At 66.2% G+C, this 20,935-nt stretch carries 21 protein-coding genes; 6 read left to right on the forward strand and 15 right to left on the reverse strand.

Annotated features, from left to right (window positions below):
* The first annotated feature begins 44 nt into the window (after positions 1-44).
* On the forward strand, positions 45-698 hold the full coding sequence (locus J3A66_RS08410; protein WP_183935005.1) for an SOS response-associated peptidase family protein: 654 nt from the start codon (positions 45-47) through the stop codon (positions 696-698).
* Positions 699-801: 103 nt separating this feature from the next.
* Here the strand turns inward: J3A66_RS08410 and J3A66_RS08415 are convergent, their stop codons facing one another.
* From J3A66_RS08415 to J3A66_RS08425, 3 genes are all read right to left on the reverse strand, one after another.
* Positions 802-1,383: a hypothetical protein gene (locus tag J3A66_RS08415; RefSeq protein ID WP_245336735.1), complete on the reverse strand. Its 582-nt coding sequence runs from the start codon at positions 1,381-1,383 to the stop codon at positions 802-804.
* 12 nt (positions 1,384-1,395) lie between these two features.
* Entirely contained in the window at positions 1,396-1,818 is a 423-nt protein-coding gene (locus J3A66_RS08420) for a hypothetical protein (protein WP_043158327.1), read from the reverse strand.
* Positions 1,819-1,997: 179 nt separating this feature from the next.
* Positions 1,998-2,456, reverse strand: a complete 459-nt coding sequence (locus J3A66_RS08425) for a membrane protein (RefSeq protein ID WP_031440233.1) — start codon at positions 2,454-2,456, stop codon at positions 1,998-2,000.
* Between the two features lie 190 nt (positions 2,457-2,646).
* Here J3A66_RS08425 and J3A66_RS08430 point away from each other — a divergent pair, with 190 nt between their 5' ends.
* Positions 2,647-3,018 carry a hypothetical protein gene (locus J3A66_RS08430; protein ID WP_056408989.1) on the forward strand — a complete coding sequence of 124 codons (372 nt, stop codon included), beginning with the start codon at positions 2,647-2,649 and terminating at the stop codon, positions 3,016-3,018.
* Between the two features lie 72 nt (positions 3,019-3,090).
* Here the strand turns inward: J3A66_RS08430 and J3A66_RS08435 are convergent, their stop codons facing one another.
* Positions 3,091-4,965, reverse strand: a complete 1,875-nt coding sequence (locus J3A66_RS08435; protein ID WP_245336736.1) for a GGDEF domain-containing protein — start codon at positions 4,963-4,965, stop codon at positions 3,091-3,093.
* A 316-nt stretch (positions 4,966-5,281) separates the two neighbouring features.
* Between J3A66_RS08435 and J3A66_RS08440 the strand changes: the two genes are divergently transcribed.
* A complete protein-coding gene (locus J3A66_RS08440; protein WP_156363512.1) occupies positions 5,282-5,440 on the forward strand; it encodes a hypothetical protein in 159 nt (52 codons plus the stop codon).
* A gap of 81 nt (positions 5,441-5,521) precedes the next feature.
* Here J3A66_RS08440 and J3A66_RS08445 read toward each other — a convergent pair whose 3' ends face one another.
* The 7 genes from J3A66_RS08445 to J3A66_RS08475 form a co-directional block, all read right to left on the reverse strand.
* Entirely contained in the window at positions 5,522-6,208 is a 687-nt protein-coding gene (locus tag J3A66_RS08445) for a response regulator transcription factor (protein ID WP_056679288.1), read from the reverse strand.
* Complete coding sequence (locus J3A66_RS08450; protein WP_209568229.1) at positions 6,209-8,884, reverse strand: sensor histidine kinase KdpD; 2,676 nt, start codon at positions 8,882-8,884, stop codon at positions 6,209-6,211.
* Positions 8,884-9,474 (reverse strand): potassium-transporting ATPase subunit KdpC, encoded by a 591-nt coding sequence (kdpC, locus tag J3A66_RS08455; RefSeq protein WP_209568236.1) that lies wholly within the window; start codon positions 9,472-9,474, stop codon positions 8,884-8,886. Before kdpC ends, J3A66_RS08450 begins: the two co-directional genes overlap by 1 nt.
* Before the next feature lie 12 nt (positions 9,475-9,486).
* On the reverse strand, positions 9,487-11,523 hold the full coding sequence (gene kdpB, locus J3A66_RS08460) for a potassium-transporting ATPase subunit KdpB (RefSeq protein ID WP_209568246.1): 2,037 nt from the start codon (positions 11,521-11,523) through the stop codon (positions 9,487-9,489).
* Positions 11,524-11,535: 12 nt separating this feature from the next.
* A complete protein-coding gene (gene kdpA, locus J3A66_RS08465; protein ID WP_209568248.1) occupies positions 11,536-13,239 on the reverse strand; it encodes a potassium-transporting ATPase subunit KdpA in 1,704 nt (567 codons plus the stop codon).
* A gap of 14 nt (positions 13,240-13,253) precedes the next feature.
* Positions 13,254-13,343 (reverse strand): K(+)-transporting ATPase subunit F, encoded by a 90-nt coding sequence (gene kdpF, locus J3A66_RS08470; protein ID WP_022685962.1) that lies wholly within the window; start codon positions 13,341-13,343, stop codon positions 13,254-13,256.
* A gap of 106 nt (positions 13,344-13,449) precedes the next feature.
* Entirely contained in the window at positions 13,450-14,328 is an 879-nt protein-coding gene (locus tag J3A66_RS08475; RefSeq protein WP_209568250.1) for a TorF family putative porin, read from the reverse strand.
* 296 nt (positions 14,329-14,624) lie between these two features.
* On the opposite strand from J3A66_RS08475, the gene J3A66_RS08480 reads away from it, so the two are divergent.
* Positions 14,625-15,104 (forward strand): SRPBCC domain-containing protein, encoded by a 480-nt coding sequence (locus J3A66_RS08480; protein ID WP_209568252.1) that lies wholly within the window; start codon positions 14,625-14,627, stop codon positions 15,102-15,104.
* Between the two features lie 390 nt (positions 15,105-15,494).
* On the opposite strand, the gene J3A66_RS08485 is transcribed toward J3A66_RS08480, so the two are convergent.
* Genes J3A66_RS08485 through J3A66_RS08495 form a run of 3 tightly spaced genes read right to left on the reverse strand, consistent with a single transcriptional unit; the run spans position 15,495 to position 16,494 of the window.
* Positions 15,495-15,971 (reverse strand): hypothetical protein, encoded by a 477-nt coding sequence (locus tag J3A66_RS08485; protein ID WP_209568254.1) that lies wholly within the window; start codon positions 15,969-15,971, stop codon positions 15,495-15,497.
* A 32-nt stretch (positions 15,972-16,003) separates the two neighbouring features.
* Positions 16,004-16,258: a hypothetical protein gene (locus J3A66_RS08490; protein ID WP_159511602.1), complete on the reverse strand. Its 255-nt coding sequence runs from the start codon at positions 16,256-16,258 to the stop codon at positions 16,004-16,006.
* The gene (locus tag J3A66_RS08495; RefSeq protein WP_192098810.1) at positions 16,258-16,494 is read right to left on the reverse strand and encodes a hypothetical protein; all 237 of its coding nucleotides are present in this window, start codon (positions 16,492-16,494) and stop codon (positions 16,258-16,260) included. Before J3A66_RS08495 ends, J3A66_RS08490 begins: the two co-directional genes overlap by 1 nt.
* A 211-nt stretch (positions 16,495-16,705) precedes the next feature.
* On the opposite strand from J3A66_RS08495, the gene J3A66_RS08500 reads away from it, so the two are divergent.
* The gene (locus J3A66_RS08500; protein ID WP_209568256.1) at positions 16,706-17,836 is read left to right on the forward strand and encodes an FIST N-terminal domain-containing protein; all 1,131 of its coding nucleotides are present in this window, start codon (positions 16,706-16,708) and stop codon (positions 17,834-17,836) included.
* Positions 17,833-19,722, forward strand: coding sequence for an EAL domain-containing protein (locus J3A66_RS08505; RefSeq protein ID WP_209568259.1), 1,890 nt, complete (start codon positions 17,833-17,835; stop codon positions 19,720-19,722). Before J3A66_RS08500 ends, J3A66_RS08505 begins: the two co-directional genes overlap by 4 nt.
* An 88-nt stretch (positions 19,723-19,810) precedes the next feature.
* Here the strand turns inward: J3A66_RS08505 and J3A66_RS08510 are convergent, their stop codons facing one another.
* Positions 19,811-20,923: a carbohydrate porin gene (locus J3A66_RS08510; RefSeq protein ID WP_348634019.1), complete on the reverse strand. Its 1,113-nt coding sequence runs from the start codon at positions 20,921-20,923 to the stop codon at positions 19,811-19,813.
* Between the last annotated feature and the right edge of the window lie 12 nt (positions 20,924-20,935).

Here is a 20,935-nt window from a genome sequence, read left to right on the forward strand (position 1 = left end):
TCCGCGGGCTTGCGCGACGGCCGGTCGCATCGCATCGGCACCCCATGTGTAATCGCGCGCGGTTCGAGGGCGAGCCCGAAACCCTTACCCAGGTCTTTGGCGCGGGCTGGCTAACGCCAAGGCCGATGGATAACCGGTTCAATCCGACCGAGCTCTATCCCAAAAGCCGCGCCTATGTGATCCGCGAACAGGACGGGGCCCGCGGACTCGATGTGATGCAGTGGGACGTGACCGCCGGGCAGGCGCCATGGCCGATGACCAATGTCCGCAACCTCGCGCTGCCACAGTGGAAAGCGCTCGCGGCGAACCCCGAAAACCGGTGCCTGATCCCGCTCACCGAATTCTGCGAATGGACGCCCGACCCCGTTGATCGCGGCGACGGGAAAAAGCCCATCAAGGGCGAGATGTGGTTCGACGTCATCGACCAAGACGTGTTCGCGATCGCCGGCTTCTGGCGCCAGATCGGCGAGCAGCGCTATTTCGCGATGGTCACCTGCGACGCGAACGACCTAGTCGCGCCGATCCACCCCAAGGCGATGATCACCATCCTGCATCCGGACGATCACGCGCTATGGCTCGCCGGTCGCTACGACGACGTCGTAGCACTGCAGCGCCCCTATCCGGCCAGCCGGATGACGGTGCGCGGCCCCGTCTTTCCGACCCGCACCGCCGCACCGCCGGGCCGCACCCTGCTATAAGTGTCGAACCGCCCGGCGCGGCATCGGGCCGGGCGCCGACGCCAAGCGGCAATCACCCGCAACCATGGTCAGGCGGGCGGCGTACCGCCCGCCTGACCGATCGTCACTTGGGGGCGGACGGCGCGGCGGGCGCGACCGTGGTGGCGACAGGCGTCGCTGCGATCGGCGCACCCGGCGAAGCCACGGTCGCGGCCGGGGATTTCATCGTCTGGCGGATGAACACGGTCTGGTTGATCTGCTCGAACGCCGTCTGATAGACCGACACGTCGTAGATCGGCTCTTCGTCCTGCGCCCCCGAGCCATAGACGGTCGATTTGACTTTCCCCATGACGAAGCTCAGCCGCACATGGGTCGTCGACGGGCTGGTCTGCTCGATAAAGGCCGAGACGATCGGCGTCTTCTTCGATTTACCGAAACCGGTCCACAGGCTGTACGACATCTTGCCCTTGGTCGAGGCGATGCCGGTGATCAGCCCGGTGTCCTTGTCGGCGGCCTGGATACGATAGCCCGAATCCTGCAGCACCGACATGACGGCGCCGAACACCTGATCCTTGCTCGCCTCGATGTCCCGACCCTGCAGTTGCTGCAGTTCGAGCGACGACATGACCACCGGCTTTTTTGCATAGACGACAGACGCGTCGAGGCACGCACCCGCCATGGCGAGCGCTACGAAAAGCTTCTTCATTGATATTCCCCCTTAGAACGAACTGCTGCGGCTTTGAAAATCGCTGACCACCTTGTTCGCGTCGAACTTGATCACGAGTGTCATGGCGCGCGACGACTGGCTCGACCGCGACTTCTTGTTGCTGAACCCCAGACCGCCAAGCCCCGCGCCGCCGCCGCCACCACCGCCGCCGAACAGGCCGATCGAAAACCCCGATGTCTTGTCGTAAGACACCGTGGCATGGCGGTCATAGACCCACATTTCCTGTCCGGAACCATCGATAGTGGTAATGTTCGGCCCGCCAAACGCCTCGATGATCTGTGCCTGCGTCGTGGTGCCGACCTTCAGGTTCATCTGCACCATGCCGTGTGTCAGCGTGTTCGGATCATCCTTCGCCGAAGCCCCTGCTGGAACCGTCGCCGCAAATGCCGCAGCCAGAATGATTGCTCGAATCATAGATCCCCCCGTAATATCTCGCGCTTATCACTGTTGTTTGTGCGCGAGAAGCAGGTGCCGGAGGCGATAGATCGAAAGCTGATCTATTGTAACGAAGCAAAGTCTGAAGACAGCCAGATCTAGTCGGAGATCGTGCCGTCAGCGGAGGCGTGGCGGCCGCCGCTGACGGCGATCCGGCGTCAGGCGTGCGCCGGCCTGGCGTGAACGATCGCGGTCGCTGCGGACATCAGGATCGCGTCCTCGACGAACCCGGTGCTCGTCTGCCCCCAGCGTTCCATCGCCCATTTGCGGGCGGCAAGCCCGCCATAGGACGACAGGATCGCCGCACCGATCCCGAGCGCCGCGCCCGTCAGCTGACGCTTTGGCGGGGCGAGCGCCGCGCCGGCAAAGCCGCCCGTGATCGTGCGCGCGAGCAGACCGAGAAATACCGTACGATCGGGCGCGGTCTTCATCTTGTCACCGGCCATTTCGGCCGCGGCCATCGCCACACCCCCGGCGGTGATCAGCGGCATCGCCATCAGACGCGCCCCGGCGGTGTCCTCGGGGAGCGTGCCGCGCTGGGCTGCGCCAGCCAGTGCAGCAAGCGGCGTCATCGCACGCTGTCCGGCCACCAGGCCTATCAGAAGGGAACGAAGCATAAGGGATCCTGTCGGTTGGAGCGATTGTCTGATCGGCCTCGTCAACGGCTGACACCGTCAATGCGCTCCATGCCTGCGCGCGCTCGATCGTGCGCCGACCTGGGTATCACCCCGATACGCAGAGCAGCGCCCGCAAACGCGCTTGAACGTCCCCGATTTGCGCATATGCCGGAATGTATTGGAGCGAACGATGAATGATCCGGCGAATACCAAAAGCGCGGCGTGGGACGGGACCCTAGTCAAAATCTGGCTCGAGCGGCGGCTTGCCGCGGCGAAGCTCGACCAGGCAATGGCGGACCGGCGCGGCTACGAGGCGCAGGACGATTATGACAAGGCGGCTGCCGAGGAATGGGCCTGCCGGGCGCTGCAGTTGCCGGACTGCACCGAGGATCAGGCCGGTTTTGCAAAACGGCTCAAGGACCTGATCGCCCAGGACGACTATTCCGCGACCGGTATCTATGACGATATTCGGTTCCAGCGCCATGTCCGCGGCCAGCTGCGCAAGATTGCCAAGATGGCCAAGACGAATGAAGGGTTCGGAAAGACGCTCCGTTACCAGTAAAGCCGGGCTGCGAGCGCAGCGCAGCGCAGCGCCCGAATCTCGCGGTACCGCCGGCCTAGGCCGGCCGCATCCTCACGAGGCCCGTGCCATCCCGCCACTGCCGACACGCCGCGCCTCGCGCTGCCCGTGCATCGCCAGAAGCGCGGTCGTCGCATCCCGGTCGACGGCGGGGGAGAATACGAATCCCTGGCCGAGCACGCAGCCGATCGCGCGAAGCTGCGCGATCTGCTGATCCGACTCGATTCCCTCCGCGACGATCCGGATGCCCATCTTCTTGGCGACACGGATCAGCCCTTCGACGATCGTCGCGCTGACACTGTCGGGTTCGAGATGATCGACGAACGTCTTGTCGATCTTGATCACGTCGACGGGCACCGTCAGGAGATGCGTGAGCGACGCGAAACCAGTGCCGAAATCGTCGAGCGCCACCCGGATGCCGTGGTCGCGCAGCGCGCGGATCGCCTCCTGGATCGCCTGGTCGCCCCGGCCCATATACACGGTCTCGGTGACCTCCAGGATGACATGCTCTAGCGAGACGTCATGGCGTTCGAACGCCGATGCGAGCACGCGCGCAATCGCCCCGCCGCTCAAATCCTCCGACGAGACGTTGATCCCGACATGCTGGACCGCGAGACCCAGATCGAGCCAGGTCCGGATGTCGGCGGCGACAAGCCCCATCATCCGCTCGGTCAGCGCGGTCGAAACCCGCGCATCGCTGGTGGCTTCGTGGAACGCGGCGGCGGAAATGATCCGGTCGCCGATGCGCATCCGGCACAGCGCTTCCAGGCCGACGATCTCGCGCGTGTCGAGCCGGAAGATCGGCTGGTAATAGGCCTCGATCCGTCCGTCGCAGAGTGCCGCGCTGACATCGCGGATCGCATGCAGACGCCGCGTCATGCTCGAACCCAGCGCCGCCGAATACATCACGAAGCTGCCACGCGCGGTATCCTTTGCATGGTACAGCGCGAAATCGGCGTTCTGGCGCACAGGGTCGGTCACGGGATCGCCCGCGATATAGACCGCGCCACCGATGGTCGCGCGCGGCACGACGATCTGTCCGCCGCAATCGGCGGGTCGGCCCAGCGCATCGAGGATCCGCTGCGCGATTGCATCGGGTTCGGCCAGGTCGTCCGCCGACTCCAGGATCAGCGCGAATTCGTCGCCGCCCACCCGAAAGGTCCGCCCGGGCTCCCCCGCCGCCGCGATCCGCTGACCGACGATCCGCAGGACAGCATCGCCGGCCGGATGCCCGAACGTGTCGTTGATCACCTTCAGATTGTCGAGATCGAGCACGAACAGCGCCCAGCGCGCGACCGAGCGCTCCCGGATATCGGCCAATGCCGCATTGAAGGCGGCCCGGTTGGGCAGTTCCGTCAGCGTGTCGGTAAAGGCACGCCGCTCATGCTCGACGACGCGGTTATGGCGGTCGATGGCGATCAGGCAGAGATGCAGGCAATGTTCGACGAGCACGCGTTCGAACGCCGTCGGACCCCGCGCTTCGCGGTAATAGAAGGCGAAGGTCGCCACGGTGAGCCCGTCCGGATTCGATATCGGGCTCGACCAGCAGCCGCGCAGACCGAGCGGCGCCACCAGATGCTTGAAATCCGCCCAGCGCGGATCGGTCGCGATATCCGCGACGCTGATATCGGTGCCAAGATACGCGGCGGTGCCGCACGACCCCGCCAGCGGCCCGATCGCGGCGCCATCGATTGCCTGCGAATACGACTCCGGAAGACTGGGGCCGGCCAGCGGATGCATCCTGCCCGCGCGGTCGACCGTCAGGACCGAACAGATCACGCCGGGCACCAACTGCTCGACCTGCTCGCATAACGACCGACAGGTGACGTCCAGACCCTCGCCCCGGGCAATCCTCTTAAGTATCGCGTTCTGGAGTTGCAGCACCACACGCTGGGTATCATCACCGACTGGATAGGATAGATCGGTCATGGAGAAATCATAAGCCATGGATGCATCTGAGAACAATTTCTATTTACTTTTCATGAACATCCCAAACGGCTATAGTTCAGCCCGATTTGGCATGTATCCATTCGTCAACGGACGCGCACCCAGAACTGTACTGAACGAGCCCTCCGGAGTCCGACCGACACGCACGGACTTCGCCACGGATTGAGGGTCCTTAACCAAAGAACATATAGCGAACAATAGGCCTTGTCGCGATCTGGTCCCGCGCCTAGGACGCCGCATGGCTGGCACTCGCCGGCGGCGGAACATACGCGGGCGATGCTGCGCGAGGGGCTTGACGATGACGGACGCAGATCGGTGCTATTTCGAACGGCGAGCCGAGCAGGAAATTGCAATGGCCGCCGCCACCGAAGATCCAAGCGCCTGCGCCCGCCATTACGAACTCGCGAACCTGTATCTGTCGCTCATTTCGGAAACGCCCGTCAGCACGGCCGCCTGACGAGGACACCGGCATCGGTCAGGCATCCAAGTCGCGGTGCCCGTCGATGCTATGTCAATCGAGATATCCGCAAGGACCTCGCTACGCATCGGCACGCAAGCGGTAGCCGACGCCCAGTTCGTTGGCGATCACGCTGCCGACTGGTCCCGGGTGCTCCAGCTTCTGCCGCAGGTTGCGGATGACGATGCGGAGATATTCGACGCGCGGATCCTCCTCGCCGCCCCAGGCCGCGGCGAGCACGCGCTGATGCGTCACGACGCGGCCGATGTGCCGGGCAAGCACCGCGAGCACGTCATGCTCCTTGCGGGTGAGATGCAGTTCCTCCGCGCCCCGGAACACGACCCGGCGATCGAGATCGATGCTGACGTCACCGGTGCGCACGATCTTAGGCGTGGTTTCGGACAGTCCATGATGACGCAGCGCCACCCGCAGGCGGGCGAGCAGTTCCTCGCTGTCGAACGGCTTGGTGATGAAATCATCCGCCCCCAGATCGAGTGCTGTGACCTTCTCGTCGACCGCATCGCGTGCCGACACCACCAGGATCACCGCATCGCCATGCGTCCGCAGCAGCGGGATCAGGCTCAACCCGTCGCGGTCGGGCAGGCCGAGGTCGAGCAGGACCGCACTTGGATGCTCGACCGCTGCCTGCTGCAGCGCCTGCCGCCCGTCCTCGGCCTCGACCACGGCATAGCCCGCGCGGGTGAGTGTGTTGCGCAGCAGGCGGCGGATCGCGGCTTCGTCGTCCACCACGAGAATCTTTGCGGGCATTCAGGCGATGCTTTCGGGTTTGAGGTCGCGGACGATGAGCGCGCGGGAGAAGATCAGTGCGAAGGCGGCTCCGCTACCATCGTCGCGGTTCCCGGCCTCGACCGTCATGTCCATCGCCTCCGCGAACGCCTTGACGATCGCGAGGCCGAGACCCGTTCCGCCCACCGCGCGATCGGACCCTTCGAGGCGGCGGAACGTCTCGAACACTTCGGTTTCCTTGCCCGGCGGCAGGCCGGGTCCGTGATCCATGACCGCCAGCCGAAGCTCACCGAACCGGTGCCGCCCCTCGATCACGATCTCGGTCCCGGGATCGCCGTAGCGCCCGGCATTGTCGAGCAGGTTGAGCAGGCAATGATGGAGCAGCTGCGGGTCGGTATAGACCAAAGGCAGGTCGGGCGGGACATCGAGCCGGACCGCATGGCCCTCCAGCGCGCGCCGTGCATCGTGCGCCGCGCCCGTCACCGCATCGCTGAGATCGGTCGGTTCGATGTTGAGCTTCAGCGCGCCCGCCTCGACCCGTGCCATGTCGAGCAGATTGGCGACGAAACGATTGAGCCGCGCGGCCTCGGCCTTGATCGTCGCGATCAGGTCGGGCGTCGCGCCATGCTTGAGCTGGTCCGCCGCGGCAATGACCGCGGTCAGCGGCGTGCGCAGGTCATGGCTCACCGACGACAGCAGCGCCGCGCGCAGGCGGTCGCGCGTCCGTACGGTCTCGACGTCGCGCATCTCGACCTCGAGCCGCAGCCGCTCGAGCACCAAGGCGGACTGGTCGAGCAGGCTGCTGAGCAGCGGCAGCTGATCGGCGCGGACCGGGTCGGCTGCGCTGTCCTTGGCCACGCCGAGCACGCCGAGCACATGGCCCCCGGCCTTCAGCGGCTGAAACAGCCACTCCGATGCCGCGAGCGTGCCCGAGCCCTTCCCCGCCGCCATCCCCGTGTCGAGTGCCCAGGTCGCCGCGGCGGTATCCATCGTGCCGAGATGATAGCCGGCATCGCTGGCCGCGAGGATCTCCAGGTTCTTGCCGACCCCGGGCACCAGCAGGACGACCTGTACGTCGAGCAGCCCGCGGACGTCGTCGCAGATCATCTGCGCCGCGACGTCGAGGTCGTTGACGCTCGTGATCTGGCGCAGGAACCCGGCGAGCGTCGCGTTGGTCCGCGCACTCGCCGCGGCCAGATCCGCCTGCGCCCGGACGCGCGAGGTCAGCTGGCTCGTCGCGACCGCGATGGCGAGCAGGACGACGACAGAGACCAGATTTTCGGGATTGCTGATGCTCAGCGTACCGACCGGCGGCAGGAAGAAGAAATTGTAGGCAAGGCTGGAGGCGATGCCCGCGTAAAGACCGGTCCGCAGGCCATAGAGGCTGGCGGCGGCCATGACCGGCAACAGGTACAACAGCGCGACGTTGCCGAGATCGAGGATGTGGAACAGGGCGCTGGCGACGCCGGTGACGCTCGCGACGAGTGCGGTCGTAACCACATAGCCGGCGGGCGTACCCCACCGCGCCGGCCGGCGGCGACCACGGTCCCGACCGCGTGGATCTGCAGCCACGGGCAACACATGGACGGTGACCCCCGGGGTATCGCGGATCACGCGGTCGACGACCGAACCGTGCAGAAACTCGAACCACCGCGACCGGTGCGACTTTCCCATGACCAGCTGCGTCGCGCGGGCATCGGCGAGAAAGCCCTGGATACCCGCCACCACATCGGTCGCGGGCACCGTCGCGACGGCTGCACCGAGCTGCGTCGCCAGCGTCATCGCCGCGGCCACGCGCTGATGTTCAGCGTCGGAGAAATTCGCGACGCGCGGGGTTTCGATGAAGAGCGCGGTCCAGGGGCCACGCAGACCGTCAGCCACGCGCTTGGCGGCGCGCACCAGCGTGTCGGCACCGGGCAATTCGTTGATCGCGACGACGATCCGGTCGCTGCCCGCCCAGGTGCCGCCGAGCCCGAGTGCACGAACGTCGTCGAGCATCCGCGCGTCGACCGCCTGTGCCGCGCGCCGCAACGCGAGTTCGCGCAAAGCGGACAGGTTGGATTTGGAGAAGAAGTGCGACAGCGCCCGCGTCGCCTCGTGCGGCAGATACACCTTGCCGGCGCGCAGCCGCTCGATCAGCTCATCGGGCGGGATGTCGACGACCTCGATCTCGGCCATTTCCAGCACGCTGTCGGGCACCGTCTCGCGCACCCGGACGCGGGTGAAGCTGGCGACGATGTCGTTCAGGCTCTCGACGTGCTGGATGTTGACGGTCGAATAGACGTCGATTCCGGCGACCAGCAGTTCCTCGACGTCCTGATAGCGTTTGGGATGGCGACTGCCCGGCGCATTGGTGTGTGCGAGCTCGTCGACGAGGACGAGGCGCGGCGCGCGCGCGAGGATCGCATCCAGATCCATCTCCTGGAGCGTGCGGCCTTCATAGGCGACCGCCCGCCTCGGAATGATCTCGTGGCCGCGGGTCAGCGCCTGGGTTTCCGCCCGTCCATGCGTTTCCACCACGCCGACGACGACGTCCACGCCGTCCCGCCTGCGCGCGGCGCCCTCGGACAGCATCTCGAACGTCTTGCCGACTCCGGGCGCGGCGCCGAGGAACACCTTGAAGCGCCCCCTGCCCTCCTGCGCAGCGGCGCGCAGGAGGGCGTCGGGATCAGGTCTGCCGTCGCCCGATACCGGCATCAGCGCGCGGGCGCGCCCGAGGCCGACAGGGCGTCAAGCGCGCGGTTGAGCGCCAGCACGTTGACGTGCGGCTCCCCGAGGATGGACGCATCCGTCGCGTCCGTGACCAAAGCGCGAACCCGCTCGACCGGCACGCCGCGAACACGCGCGATGCGTGGCGCCTGCGCCAGCGCGGCGGCGGGCGACAGGTCGGGGTCGAGGCCCGAACCACTGGCGGTGACCAGATCGGCAGGCACCGGACCAGCCACACCCTCGGCACGGCGTTTCGCGACGTCGGGCGTCACGCGATCGACCAGCGCCTGGCTCGCCGCGCCGAGGTTCGACCCCGACGACGCCAGACCGTCATAGCCCTTGCCGGCCGCCGATGGCCGCGTCTGGAAATAGCGATCGGTCGTGAACGCCTGTCCCACCACGGTCGAGCCGATCACGGTGCCGCGGGCGTCGCGCACCAGGCTGCCGTTCGCCTGGCTCGGGAAGATCGCCTGGCCGATACCGGTCATGGCGAGCGGGTAGACGAGCCCGAGAAGGACCGCGAACAGGATCGTCATGACGATCGCCGGCCGCAGCGCGGAGGTGAAATCCTTGCCCATGTCTGTCTTTCCTTATGCGAGACCGAGGCCACCGACCACAAGGTCGATGAGCTTGATGCCGATGAACGGTGCGACGAGGCCACCAAGGCCATACACCGCGAGGTTGCGCGCGAGCAGCGGCCCGGCTGCCATCGGCCTGTAGGCGACGCCGCGCAGCGCCAGCGGGACGAGGCAGGGGATGATGACCGCGTTGAAGATGATCGCCGACAGGATCGCGCTTTCAGGACTCCCCAGCCGCATCACGTTGAGCACGCCAAGCCCCGGATAGAGCACGACGAACATCGCCGGGATGATCGCGAAATATTTCGCGACGTCATTGGCGACCGAGAAGGTCGTCAGCGCCCCGCGCGTCATCAGCAACTGCTTGCCGAGGCCGACGACCTCGATCAACTTGGTCGGATCGCTGTCGAGATCGACCATGTTGCCCGCCTCGCGCGCCGCCTGCGTGCCGGTGTTCATCGCGACCCCGACATCGGCCTGCGCGAGCGCGGGCGCGTCATTGGTGCCGTCACCGCACATCGCGACCAGCCTGCCGCCGGTCTGTTCCTTGCGGATCAGCTCCAGCTTGTCCTCGGGCGTCGCCTGGGCGAGGAAATCGTCCACCCCGGCCTCGGCCGCGATCGCCGCTGCGGTCAGCGGATTGTCGCCGGTGATCATCACCGTGCGGATCCCCATCGCGCGCAGCTCGCCGAACCGTTCGCGGATGCCGGCCTTGACCACGTCCTTGAGGAAGATCGCGCCGAGCAGGCGCCCGTCCTGCGCCACCGCCAGCGGTGTCCCGCCCGCGCGGGCGATCTCGTCGGTGATCCGGCGCAGTTCGGTCGCCGCCGCGGTTTCGCCCGATCCGGCATTGGCGCGCAGGATCGAATCCACCGCGCCCTTCTGGATCAAGGTGTCCGCCATCTTCACCCCCGAAATGCGGGTCTGCGCGGTGAACGGGATGATCTCGGCCCCGGTAGGGAGCGCGTCGGTCGTAACGCCGAACGCCTTGCGCGCGAGCACCACGATCGAGCGGCCTTCGGGCGTTTCATCGGCGAGGCTCGCCAGCAATGCGGCCTCGGCGAGTTGCTGCGGACTGGTGTCGGAAACGGCGCGGAACTCGCTCGCCTGCCGGTCGCCGATCGTGATCGTGCCGGTCTTGTCGAGCAGCAGCACGTCGATGTCCCCCGCCGCCTCGACCGCACGTCCCGACTTGGCGAGCACGTTGAAGCGCACCAGCCGGTCCATGCCCGCGATCCCGATCGCCGACAGCAACGCCGCGATCGTCGTCGGGATCAGCGTGATCAGCAGCGCCGCCAGCATCGCCACCGGGATCGACCCGCCGGCATAGGACGCGAAGCCCGGGACGGTGCCGACCGCGATCAGGAAGATGATCGTCAGCCCGACGAGCAGCAGCGTCAGCGCGATCTCGTTGGGGGTCTTCTGCCGCTCGGCGCCTTCGACCAGCGCGATCATCCGGTCGAGGAAACCCTTGCCGGGTTCGACCGTCACCTTGACGCGGATCTCGTCGGAAATGACGCGCGTGCCCGCCGTCACCGCCGAGCGGTCGCCGCCCGCCTCGCGGATCACCGGCGCGCTCTCGCCGGTGATCGCCGCCTCGTTGACCGAGGCGACCCCCGAAACGACATCGCCGTCCGACGGGATGAGGTCGTTGGTCTCGACCAGCACGATGTCGCCGACCTTGAGCTGGCTGGCGGGCACCGAGTCGAACTCGCGCCCGTCGCCTTTCAGCCGCTTGGCGGTCAGTTCGGCCTTGGTCGCGCGCAACGACGCCGCCTGCGCCTTGCCGCGCCCCTCGGCAAGCGCTTCGGCAAAGGTGCCGAACAACACGGTCAGCCACAGCCAGATGACGAGCTGGAGCTTGAAGCCGATCGACAGGCTATCTTGCCCGACCACGAGCAGGACGGTCATCAACGCCGCGACCACGGCGGTGACGAACATCACCGGATTGCGGATCAGCTCTCTGGGGTTGAGCTTGAGGAACGAGGCCTTGATCGCGGGCACGACGAGGTCGGCCGTGAACAGGCTTTTTGTCTGGGTCTTTGCCATGGTGGCCCCCGATCAGGACAGTTTGCCGCTGATCATCGCAAGATGATCAGCGATGGGACCGAGCGCGAGGCCCGGCAGGAAGGTGAGACCACCCAGGATCAGGATGATGCCGACCAGCAGCCCCACCCAGAGCCCGCCCGTCGTCGGGAACGAGCCCGCGCTTTCGGGTGTGTACTTCTTCGCGGCCAGGCTCCCGGCGATGGCGAGCATCGGCACGATGATGAAGAACCGCCCGACCCACATCGCGACGCCCAGCAGCCCGTTGTAATAAGGCGTGTTGGCGGTCAGGCCCGCAAAGGCAGAGCCGTTGTTGGCGACCGCGCTGGTGAAGGCGTAGAGGATCTCGCTGAAGCCATGCGGCCCCTTGTTGAGCGGCCCCGCCAGCCCTTGTTGAAGCACCGACGACAGCGCGGTCAGACCGAGGATCATCAACGGCAGCACCGCGATCGCCAGCACCGCCAGCTTCACCTCGCGGCTTTCGATCTTCTTGCCGACATATTCGGGTGTGCGCCCGACCATCAGCCCAGCGACGAACACCGCGAGGATCGCGAACAGCAGGAAGCCGTAGATCCCCGCGCCGACTCCGCCGATGACGACCTCGCCCAACTGCATGTTGAACAGCGGGATCATCCCGCCGAGCGCGGTGAAGCTGTCGTGCATGCTGTTGACCGCGCCGCACGACGCCGCCGTGGTCACGACCGAGAACAAGGCGGACGCGGCGATCCCGAAGCGGACTTCCTTGCCCTCCATGTTGCCGCCCGCGACGCCGAGATGCTGCAGCACCGGGTTGCCCGCGGCTTCCTGCCAATAAGTGACGGTGACGCCCGCAAGGAACAGGATCACCATCGCCGACAGGATCGCCCAGCCCTGCTTGGTGTTGCCCACCGCCTTGCCGAACGTCCAGGTTAGCCCGAAGCCGATCAGGAAGATCGACAGCATCTGGATGAGGTTGGTCAGCGCGGTCGGGTTCTCGAACGGATGCGCCGAGTTCGCGTTGAAGAAGCCGCCGCCATTGGTGCCGAGCATCTTGATCGCTTCCTGGCTCGCAACCGGGCCGAGCAGCAGCGACTGTTTCGCGCCCTCGAGCGTCTGGACGTCGACCACGCCCGCCATCGTCTGCGGCACGCCGCTGGCGATCAGGAACAGCGCGTAGACGATCGAGATCGGCAGCAGGACGTAGAGCGTGACGCGCGTCATATCCGCCCAGAAATTGCCGATCGCCTTGGACTCCCGCCGCGCAAAGCCGCGGAACAGCGCGAAGGCGAGCGCGATCCCGGTCGCCGCACTCAGGAAGTTGTGGATTGTCAGCCCCAGCATCTGGCTGAGGTTCGACATCGTCGATTCCCCGCCATAGCTCTGCCAGTTGGTGTTGGTGGTGAAGCTGATCGCGGTGTTGAACGCGAGATTCGGCGACAGCCCCGCCAGCCCCTGCGGATTGCCCGGCAGCACGCCCTGCAGGCGCAGCACGGCATAGGTGAACGCCATCAACGCAACGTTGAAGAATAGCATGTGCAGCGCGTAGCGCCGCCAACCCTGCTCGGCATTCGGGTCGATGCCGGCGAGCGTGTAGAAGCCGCGTTCGACCGGACCGAGCACGATGTGGAGCGGTGTGCGCCGCCCCTCGTAAAGGGCAAAAAGCCACGCGCCGACCGGTTTGGTCAGCGCGAGCAGGATGGCGACGAAGCCGAGGATCAGGAGCCAGCCCTGGAATGTCATGGTGTCCGCCTCCTTCAGAAGCGTTCGGGGCGGATCAGGACCGCCACCAGGTAGATAAGAAGGCCAAGCGCGGTCAGCGCCGCGAGCCAGAGGTCGAGCGTCATGCGTGCGTCCTCATGCGTTGTCGCAAAGCCGGGCATAAGCGAGCGTCGCCGCCACCAGCCCGACCATGACGAGGATCCAGAGCAGGTCGTCCATCACCATCTCTCCTCAAAAGGCCGCGGTCAGCGACGCGACGATGGTGCCGCCGGCGATGTTGCCGCTGCCGTCCTGTCCCTTGCTGAAACTGGGGCGCAGATAGGTCGCCTCGGCGGCCGAAATGTCGGTGTCGATGTACGACACGTTGAAGGTCAGGTTGTGCCAGGTCGCATCCGCGCCGAGCGACCAGTCCCAATACTCGCCGGTCGGCGCGACCGCGGTCGCGTTGGGGCCTAGCCCATCCTGCCCCCAGCTGTGCCCGACATGCGCCTTGGCGGTGATCGGCGTGCCCGCCAGCGCGAGCGCGCCGTCGCCCCACAGGTACAGATTGTCGTCCTTGTCGCCCGGACTCGTATAGACGCCCGCTACCGCGTCCGCGCCGGTCGCATACCATTTGCCGATCGCCTGCTGTTTGGGCGCATAGGCGACGCCCGCGGTCAGCGTCGCGGGGCCGGCGGTGCCGGTCAGCTTGGCATAGGGCTCGGCAAAGTCTGTGTTGTCCGCGCCACCCGGATACATGTACCAGGTCAGCCCGGCGTCGAGCGTCGCGTTATCGGCCAACTTCGCCTTGTAGCCCCCGATCAGGTCGAGCTCCATATTGGCGCCGCCGAACGTCCCCCAGCCGGCAAGGTTCGATCCCCAGACGCCGGCATAGAGACCGCTCTCATGCGACACCGTGATGCCGCCCTGGACGGCCATTTCCCGGTCGGACTGCGACACGCCGCGAAACCGATAGTCGGAGGCGATCGCCGCCGAACCGCTGACCGTCAGCGTTGCCGGCGGGGCCGTGTCCGCAGCCGCCTCGGCCTTGTCGCCGGGTGTCGATTGCGCCTGCGCGGTGACGGGAAGAGCGAGGATCGCGACGACCATGGCCGCATGACGGAACTTCATTGATGCACCCCTTGAACGGCGCCCGTCACACGACGATGCCTTCAGGGATGTGCGATTAGGCGCATCGATCGTAGCAATTCGAGATCGATTCCGGGAAATGGCATATAGCGCGCATATAGCTGGCGCATTTTTACGCTTTGGGCCGATATGCCCGGTGATAAACCTGCGCCAAATTGGCGATGGCGCGCGCGGCCTCGCCGCGGGGGCGATGTGGATCGAGGCGCACCGGCAGCTTTGCGAGGCCCGCTTTGCCGCATTGGAGAATGTGATCGGTGACCTGAAGCAGGAGGAAAACGATGGACAGCCAGGGTAGCGATGCGGTCGAGCGCTGCGGCGATCGCGAACTCGTCGTAACACGGATATTCGATGCGCCGCGCAGCACCGTCTATGAGGCGTGGAGCCAGGCCGATCTCTTCCAGCGATGGTGGGTACCGAAGTCCGCCGCCGGCATTTCGCTGGTCTCTTGCGACCTCGACGTCCGCACCGGCGGCACATACCGGCTGGGGTTCAGCGCCGGCGGCTCCGATATCATGACCTTCTACGGCCGGTATATCGAGGTGGTACCGAACGACCGCATCGTCTGGACCAATGACGAAGGCGAAGAGGGCGCGATCACGACGGTGACTTTCGAGGACCGCGATGCACAGACGCTGCTGACGTTTCGCGAATTCTATCCGTCCCGGGAGGCGCTCGACGAGGCACTGCAGGGCTCGGCGGCAGGCTTGCCGGAGCAGCTCGAACAACTCGGCGCATTACTCGCCGGCCAGGATCGATAGCGCGGGTCGGGGACCGCTGCTCTGGGAGTATTTGCTCGCCGGAGCCATGGAGCGTTTGCCAGACCCGCCCAGCTGTCCGCTTCGGCATGGATCCCGTGCCTTGGCCAAAGACGAGAAAAGCGCCCCGCATGTCCGTGTGAAAGATCATGGCGGGGCGCTGAGGGTACTCGTCACTGGAGGCGAGAGCCTCGAGTGCTTGATTAGGATCAAGTAGTTGATAATGTATGAAGCATCCCGCCCGCTCCGTGTGACACCGTCGATGTCGCGGGCGGGATGCCGAGCTCTTACCGTCTTGGAGCAGTAAGCTCTATGACGAGCGTCTCAAATATGGCCGCGGCGGACAAGCCTCATGTCGTCCGCGAATCCCGGATCGAGACAGACAGCGCGCCGTCACGCACCGCGAGTTCCTTTTCCAACGGCAGCATCGCGATCGGGCGAGCGTCCAACGGCCCTTATCGGGTCGCCGCCGTTATCTTGTGGCGCTTCTGCCATCACCGGGCACAGGCAAGCGGCGGGTGGCCTTTCATAGGTCGGCAGGCCGCGCGCCTTGCGCAGGCCAATCAGCATATCGACGCTGAGCGGCATCCCGACCTGCCGGCAGATCGCGCTGAGATAGGTCCGGGCATAGGTCGCCCGCGTGTCCGGCGTCCGCGTGATCGCATTGGGTGCCGCAGTGACCACCCGCCAGAACTGGTCGAACGGCGACCGGTCGCCCTCACCCCAGAAATGCAGCAAGGCCAGCGCCAGCCGCAGCCCCGGATTTGGCTTCACCGGGTGGGGACAGCAATCGTCGATCGTCTGGTCGAGCACGCACAGCGCGGTGTAGATCAGCCGCGCACGCGTGGGCGGTTTTGCAGGATCGGACATTGGTCACGCACGGCGCCCGATGCAGCGCCGCGTCATGTGCGCGGGACCCAGATGTCGCGAATTCCGAGCCCGAACTCCCCCGCGCCGAGATATGTGCAGAGCCGCTGGTGATTGTCGCAGGTCAAGGCCGCCGGACGCCCCTCGCTGATGAAGCGCGCCAGATAGCCGGGCGACCGGTCGATCATGCGCGACAAAGCGGAAAGGCTCTCTCCGCGCTCGTCGGCCAGCTGGCGCAACGCCTGACGTGGATCTGCCGGCACCAGCGCCAGGCGAAGTCGCGCGCCCATTACTGCACCATCCAGTCCATTTCGGCATCGTCAATCGCCGCGAACGCATCGCCATCCGCCGACATCTCGCGCAGGCGCTTGCGTACGGCTTCCGGGTCGCCGTTCTTCGGAAACTGACGATCGGCGCGTGCTGCATCCGCGACCGGATCGATCCAGTCGCCGCGATCGCGCTGTTTCAGCAGCCACCTGCCGAATGTCTCACGGGTCGTTTCAACCCCGTCATCGTCGCTGTCCATCACCTGATCCTCCTGCCGACTCGATGACGGCACTCCTATCGTGTTCCTGTTTCGTTCTCAATGGGCTTGGGTCGTTCAGCTGCGATCCGTCCGCTTCGGGGTGGAGGAATCGACGCGCTGACTAAGGGGTTTCCCTTAGGTCGCCGGCAACAGGCCGGAAACCAGTCCACCGGCACAAGCAGCGTTCACTGCCATTTCCGGGACGGCGCTCATGTGGTCGAAGCAAATCAACGCGAACAGCGAATCGGCGATGTTCCCAGCGGCCCCCGATCTGGTGATCGTGTTCGGCCCGACCGACCGCCTTGCCGATCGCACGCTCATCGACCAGCTCGCGCACCGCTACGACACCGCGATGATCGTCGGCTGCAGTTCGGGGACGATGGTCGAAGGTGATCGGCTCGACGACGACGGGGTCGTCATCCTCGGCATGGGATTCGACCGGACCGAGCTGCGCCTCGCGGTCCAGCCGCTGCCGTCGTCCGACCTGTCGTTTTCGGCCGGTGCCGCGCTTGGCAAGGAGCTCGCGGGCGACGAACTGTCGGGGATATTCGTCCTGTCGAACGGCCTGAACGTCAATGGCAGCGCCCTCGTCGCCGGTCTGCGCACGGTGATCGGCGATCGCGTCGCGCTGAGCGGCGGGCTGGCAGGCGATGGCGCGCGGTTTGCGGACACGCGGATCCTGGCACGCGGCGAACACCACGCAGACGTCGTCGCCGCCATCGGCTTCTACGGCGACCATGTCCGGTTCGCGCATGGCAGCGCGGGCGGCTGGCAGCCGTTCGGCCCCGTACGCACGATCAACGATGCGGCGGGATCGACACTGCGCGGACTCGACGGCGAGCCGGCGCTCGCACTGTACGAGCGCTATCTCGGTGAGGAGGCGGTGGATCTGCCTGCATCGGGGCTGCTCTATCCGCTCGAGATCTGGGATCCCGCCCACCCCGATGTTCGCGTCGTCCGCACATTGCTCGCCATCGACCGTGACGCCGGGACGCTGACCTTTGCCGGCGACATGCCGCAGGGGTGGAAGGCACGGCTGATGCGCGGGATGTTCGACGAACTGATCAACGGCGCGTCGACCGCGGTGCACCATGCGCTCGACCAGACCGCCGCGTGGGGGACGTCACCCTCTGCGTGCCTCGCGATCAGCTGTGTCGGGCGGCGGCTGCTGATGGGCCAGCGCACCGAAGAGGAAATCGCCGCGGTCGCCGCCGCGCTCGGCCCGGACATCGCGCTGGCGGGCTTCTATTCCTATGGCGAGATCGCGCCGCAAAACCAGACCGCGGTGCCGTGCCTCCACAATCAGACAATGACGATCACGCTGATCGGGGAATGTGCGTGAAGCCCCCGCCCCCGATCACTACCGAGCCGCCGGTGCTCCACCGGATCGCGGCACGCCAGGCGGAACGCGCGCGACGGCCCGACGGTGGGATCGACACCGATCGCCTGCTCGCGCTGGTGTCGGCGACCTATGTCGAAACCGATGTCGATCGGCGGCGATCGGATCGCGCGAACCGCCTGATGGCGCAGGAGCTGGAGGTCGCGCTGGCGGAAAGCGCGCTTCAGAATTTGCGGTTCAAGGCCGCGCTCGACAACATGAACCAGGGGCTCGCGTTGTTCGATGCGTCCCGGCGGCTGGTGCTGACCAATCAGCGGTTCCTCGACATCTACGGGCTCGACCATGCCGTCCCGGGCCTGACGCTCGACCAGCTGCTCAGCAACAGTCCCTGTCTGTCGGTCAGCACGGCCGACGAGCATCGTCGACTGGTGGAGGAATATGACGGCGCGGCCTCCGCCTATGGCGCGAGGATCGAACAGCGCTGGCCGGATGGACGGACCATCACGATCGAGCGCACCCGGCTGGTCGATGGCGGCTTTCTCGACACCGTTGCCGACGTCACCGAAGCGCGCAACGCGTCCGCCCGCCTCGCGCATCTGGCGCGGCACGATGCCCTGACCGATCTTCCCAACCGAACCATGCTGCGCGAACGGCTCGACGAGATGATGCGCAACGCCCGCAGCGGTGATCGCTGCGCGATGCTGTGTCTCGACCTCGACCGGTTCAAGCTCGTCAACGACACGCTCGGCCATCCGGTCGGCGACGCGCTGCTCGTCGCGGTAGCATCGCGTCTCGTCACGCTGGTCCGTCATCATGACGTCGTGACCCGGCTGGGCGGCGACGAATTCTCGGTCCTCGTCCAGCATGTCACGTCGGACCATGCGATCGAGCAACTGTGCCGCCGCATCATCGAGGCACTGACGCAACCCTTTGAGATTGGCGGTCACCATATCCAGATCGGCGCGAGCATCGGCGTCGCCATGGTCGAGGTCGACGCGCTCGACCCCAACGTGATGCTCCGCAATGCCGATCTCGCGCTGTACAGCGCCAAGGCGGGCGGGCGCGGCAATTATTGTTTCTACACGCCCGACATGCACGTCTTCGCAACCCGCCGGCGCGAGCTCGAGATCGAACTGCGTCGTGCACTGAAATCGGAAGAGTTCGAGGTTCACTACCAGCCGCAGGTCGCGATCGGCACGCATGCGGTGGTCGGCTTCGAGGCGCTCGCACGCTGGTATCACCCCGAGCGCGGCATCATCCCCCCGAACGAATTCATCAGCGTGTGCGAGGAGATCGGGCTGATCGGCGCGGTCGGCGAATTCGTCCTGACGCGCGCCTGTCGGGATGCGGCATGCTGGCCGGACAGCGTCAAGATCGCGGTCAATCTCTCGGCGTTGCAGTTCAAGTCGGGGACGCTGCCGGCGGTCGTCGCACACGCGCTGCGTGTCAGCGGCCTCGATCCGCGTCGCCTGGAACTGGAGATCACCGAAAGCGCGATGCTCGACGACACGGCAAGCGTCCTGAAACAGTTGCGTGACATCAAGCAACTGGACGTGCTCATCTCGCTCGACGATTTCGGCACGGGCTATTCGTCGCTGAGCCATATCCGCAATTTCCCGTTCGACCGGGTCAAGATCGATCAGTCGTTCGTCCGCGATCTCGGCACCAACAGCGACAGCCTGGCGATCGTGCGTGCGGTGACTGGGCTCTGCGGGAGCCTCGGGATCCTGTCGACCGCCGAGGGGGTCGAGACGCTCGACCAGTTGAATATCCTGGTCGCGGAGAAGTGCGACAGCGCGCAGGGCTATTATTTCAGCCGCCCCGTGCCGTTCGTCGAAACGCTTCCCTTCGTCTCTCGCATGCACGCGCTTCACTCACAGGCCGCCTGAGCCGGCTGCGCGGATCGGACGCGGCTGGCCGTTGCTCACGGCAACGCCAGTTCCCGGGGACCCGTAGGAACCGCGATGAGGCTGACCGTCAGCGACGTGAAAACTCGGCGATCAGCCGCAGGCCGACCACGAACGCCGACCGGCGGCCTGCGCCGGCATAGGCGCGGCGAACATATTGCACGTCGGGCTGCACCGCGAGGAAGGGCGCCGCGCGATCCTGATAGGTGATCTCGATCCCCGACTCGGCGGCGTCGGCGCGATCGCCCGCATCGCGCACCGTCTGACGAAGAGCCTGCGACAAAAGGCCCTGCGCGACGCCGATCGAGAATTGCCCGTCGGGCCGTCCGGGAACGAGGCCGCGTGCGAGCAGCCCGGTCTGAAAGCCGCCGCGAAACGGCGTCGTCTTCCCGTCCGATATGCCCGCGCGCAGGAACAGATCGATGCCCCGGCCGTCGTCACCGACCAGCCGCTGATCGACCAGTACATAGGCACCGATCGCCGTCCGTTTGACCGGATTTCCGTTGCCGTCGCACGCCCGCATGTCGTCCTGCTGCCGTGTGTAGCGCCACGCACCGAACGCCAGCTTGCCGTTGGCGCGTGTCCCGGCCTCCGCGATCAGAAGCGCGCCATCGTGCATTCCGAGGTCGATCCCCGTCGTATCGCCCAACACCCCTGCCCGCGCATTCACGACGGCAGCGTGGAAATAGCCGGATGTGCCGATCGACGTCTTCAGTCGCATCGTCAGTGCGGTCGAGGGGAAGATCGAAGGCCCGTTGGGCCCCGTCGCCGCCAGCTCCGAGCCGATGCCGAACGCCGGCGCGACCAGCATGCCCGCGGAGTCATTCTGGTAGAAGTCGACGTTCAGATCGGACAGCCCGACCAGCAGCGCGGCGCGCCCACCCGCAAGATCCTGTTCGACCCACGCCTCGTACAGCTTCACGCGGCCGTCAGCGACCTCGATATTGTCGACGCCCTGCACCGTCCCCGCCAGCGCATTGATCGATCCCCCCTGATTGCTCAGCACATGGAGATGCGCGCGCGCGCCGCGCCAGCCGGCCAGCCGGTCGAGGTCGCCATCGGCCGTGACCTCGAGATTGTCGAGCACCCGCGCGCCCCGCACGTCGCCGCCAGCGACGTTGCCCATGAGATCGACGACATAGCGTCCCGTGATCGCGACGGCACGTGGCGGGGGGTCTTGCACGACTTCTGGCGG

The organism is Sphingomonas sp. PvP018 (assembly GCF_017876865.1).
In the GTDB taxonomy this organism is placed as follows: domain Bacteria; phylum Pseudomonadota; class Alphaproteobacteria; order Sphingomonadales; family Sphingomonadaceae; genus Sphingomonas; species Sphingomonas aerolata.

Excerpts from the sequence above, each read along its gene's own strand:
- J3A66_RS08410 (WP_183935005.1), top strand. The coding sequence starts at position 45 with ATGTGTAATCGCGCGCGGTTCGAGGGCGAGCCCGAAACCCTTACCCAG.
- J3A66_RS08415 (WP_245336735.1), bottom strand. The coding sequence starts at position 1,383 with ATGAAGAAGCTTTTCGTAGCGCTCGCCATGGCGGGTGCGTGCCTCGAC.
- J3A66_RS08420 (WP_043158327.1), bottom strand. The coding sequence starts at position 1,818 with ATGATTCGAGCAATCATTCTGGCTGCGGCATTTGCGGCGACGGTTCCA.
- J3A66_RS08425 (WP_031440233.1), bottom strand. The coding sequence starts at position 2,456 with ATGCTTCGTTCCCTTCTGATAGGCCTGGTGGCCGGACAGCGTGCGATG.
- J3A66_RS08430 (WP_056408989.1), top strand. The coding sequence starts at position 2,647 with ATGAATGATCCGGCGAATACCAAAAGCGCGGCGTGGGACGGGACCCTA.
- J3A66_RS08435 (WP_245336736.1), bottom strand. The coding sequence starts at position 4,965 with ATGACCGATCTATCCTATCCAGTCGGTGATGATACCCAGCGTGTGGTG.
- J3A66_RS08440 (WP_156363512.1), top strand. The coding sequence starts at position 5,282 with ATGACGGACGCAGATCGGTGCTATTTCGAACGGCGAGCCGAGCAGGAA.
- J3A66_RS08445 (WP_056679288.1), bottom strand. The coding sequence starts at position 6,208 with ATGCCCGCAAAGATTCTCGTGGTGGACGACGAAGCCGCGATCCGCCGC.
- J3A66_RS08450 (WP_209568229.1), bottom strand. The coding sequence starts at position 8,884 with ATGCCGGTATCGGGCGACGGCAGACCTGATCCCGACGCCCTCCTGCGC.
- kdpC (WP_209568236.1), bottom strand. The coding sequence starts at position 9,474 with ATGGGCAAGGATTTCACCTCCGCGCTGCGGCCGGCGATCGTCATGACG.
- kdpB (WP_209568246.1), bottom strand. The coding sequence starts at position 11,523 with ATGGCAAAGACCCAGACAAAAAGCCTGTTCACGGCCGACCTCGTCGTG.
- kdpA (WP_209568248.1), bottom strand. The coding sequence starts at position 13,239 with ATGACATTCCAGGGCTGGCTCCTGATCCTCGGCTTCGTCGCCATCCTG.
- kdpF (WP_022685962.1), bottom strand. The coding sequence starts at position 13,343 with ATGACGCTCGACCTCTGGCTCGCGGCGCTGACCGCGCTTGGCCTTCTT.
- J3A66_RS08475 (WP_209568250.1), bottom strand. The coding sequence starts at position 14,328 with ATGAAGTTCCGTCATGCGGCCATGGTCGTCGCGATCCTCGCTCTTCCC.
- J3A66_RS08480 (WP_209568252.1), top strand. The coding sequence starts at position 14,625 with ATGGACAGCCAGGGTAGCGATGCGGTCGAGCGCTGCGGCGATCGCGAA.
- J3A66_RS08485 (WP_209568254.1), bottom strand. The coding sequence starts at position 15,971 with ATGTCCGATCCTGCAAAACCGCCCACGCGTGCGCGGCTGATCTACACC.
- J3A66_RS08490 (WP_159511602.1), bottom strand. The coding sequence starts at position 16,258 with ATGGGCGCGCGACTTCGCCTGGCGCTGGTGCCGGCAGATCCACGTCAG.
- J3A66_RS08495 (WP_192098810.1), bottom strand. The coding sequence starts at position 16,494 with ATGGACAGCGACGATGACGGGGTTGAAACGACCCGTGAGACATTCGGC.
- J3A66_RS08500 (WP_209568256.1), top strand. The coding sequence starts at position 16,706 with ATGTGGTCGAAGCAAATCAACGCGAACAGCGAATCGGCGATGTTCCCA.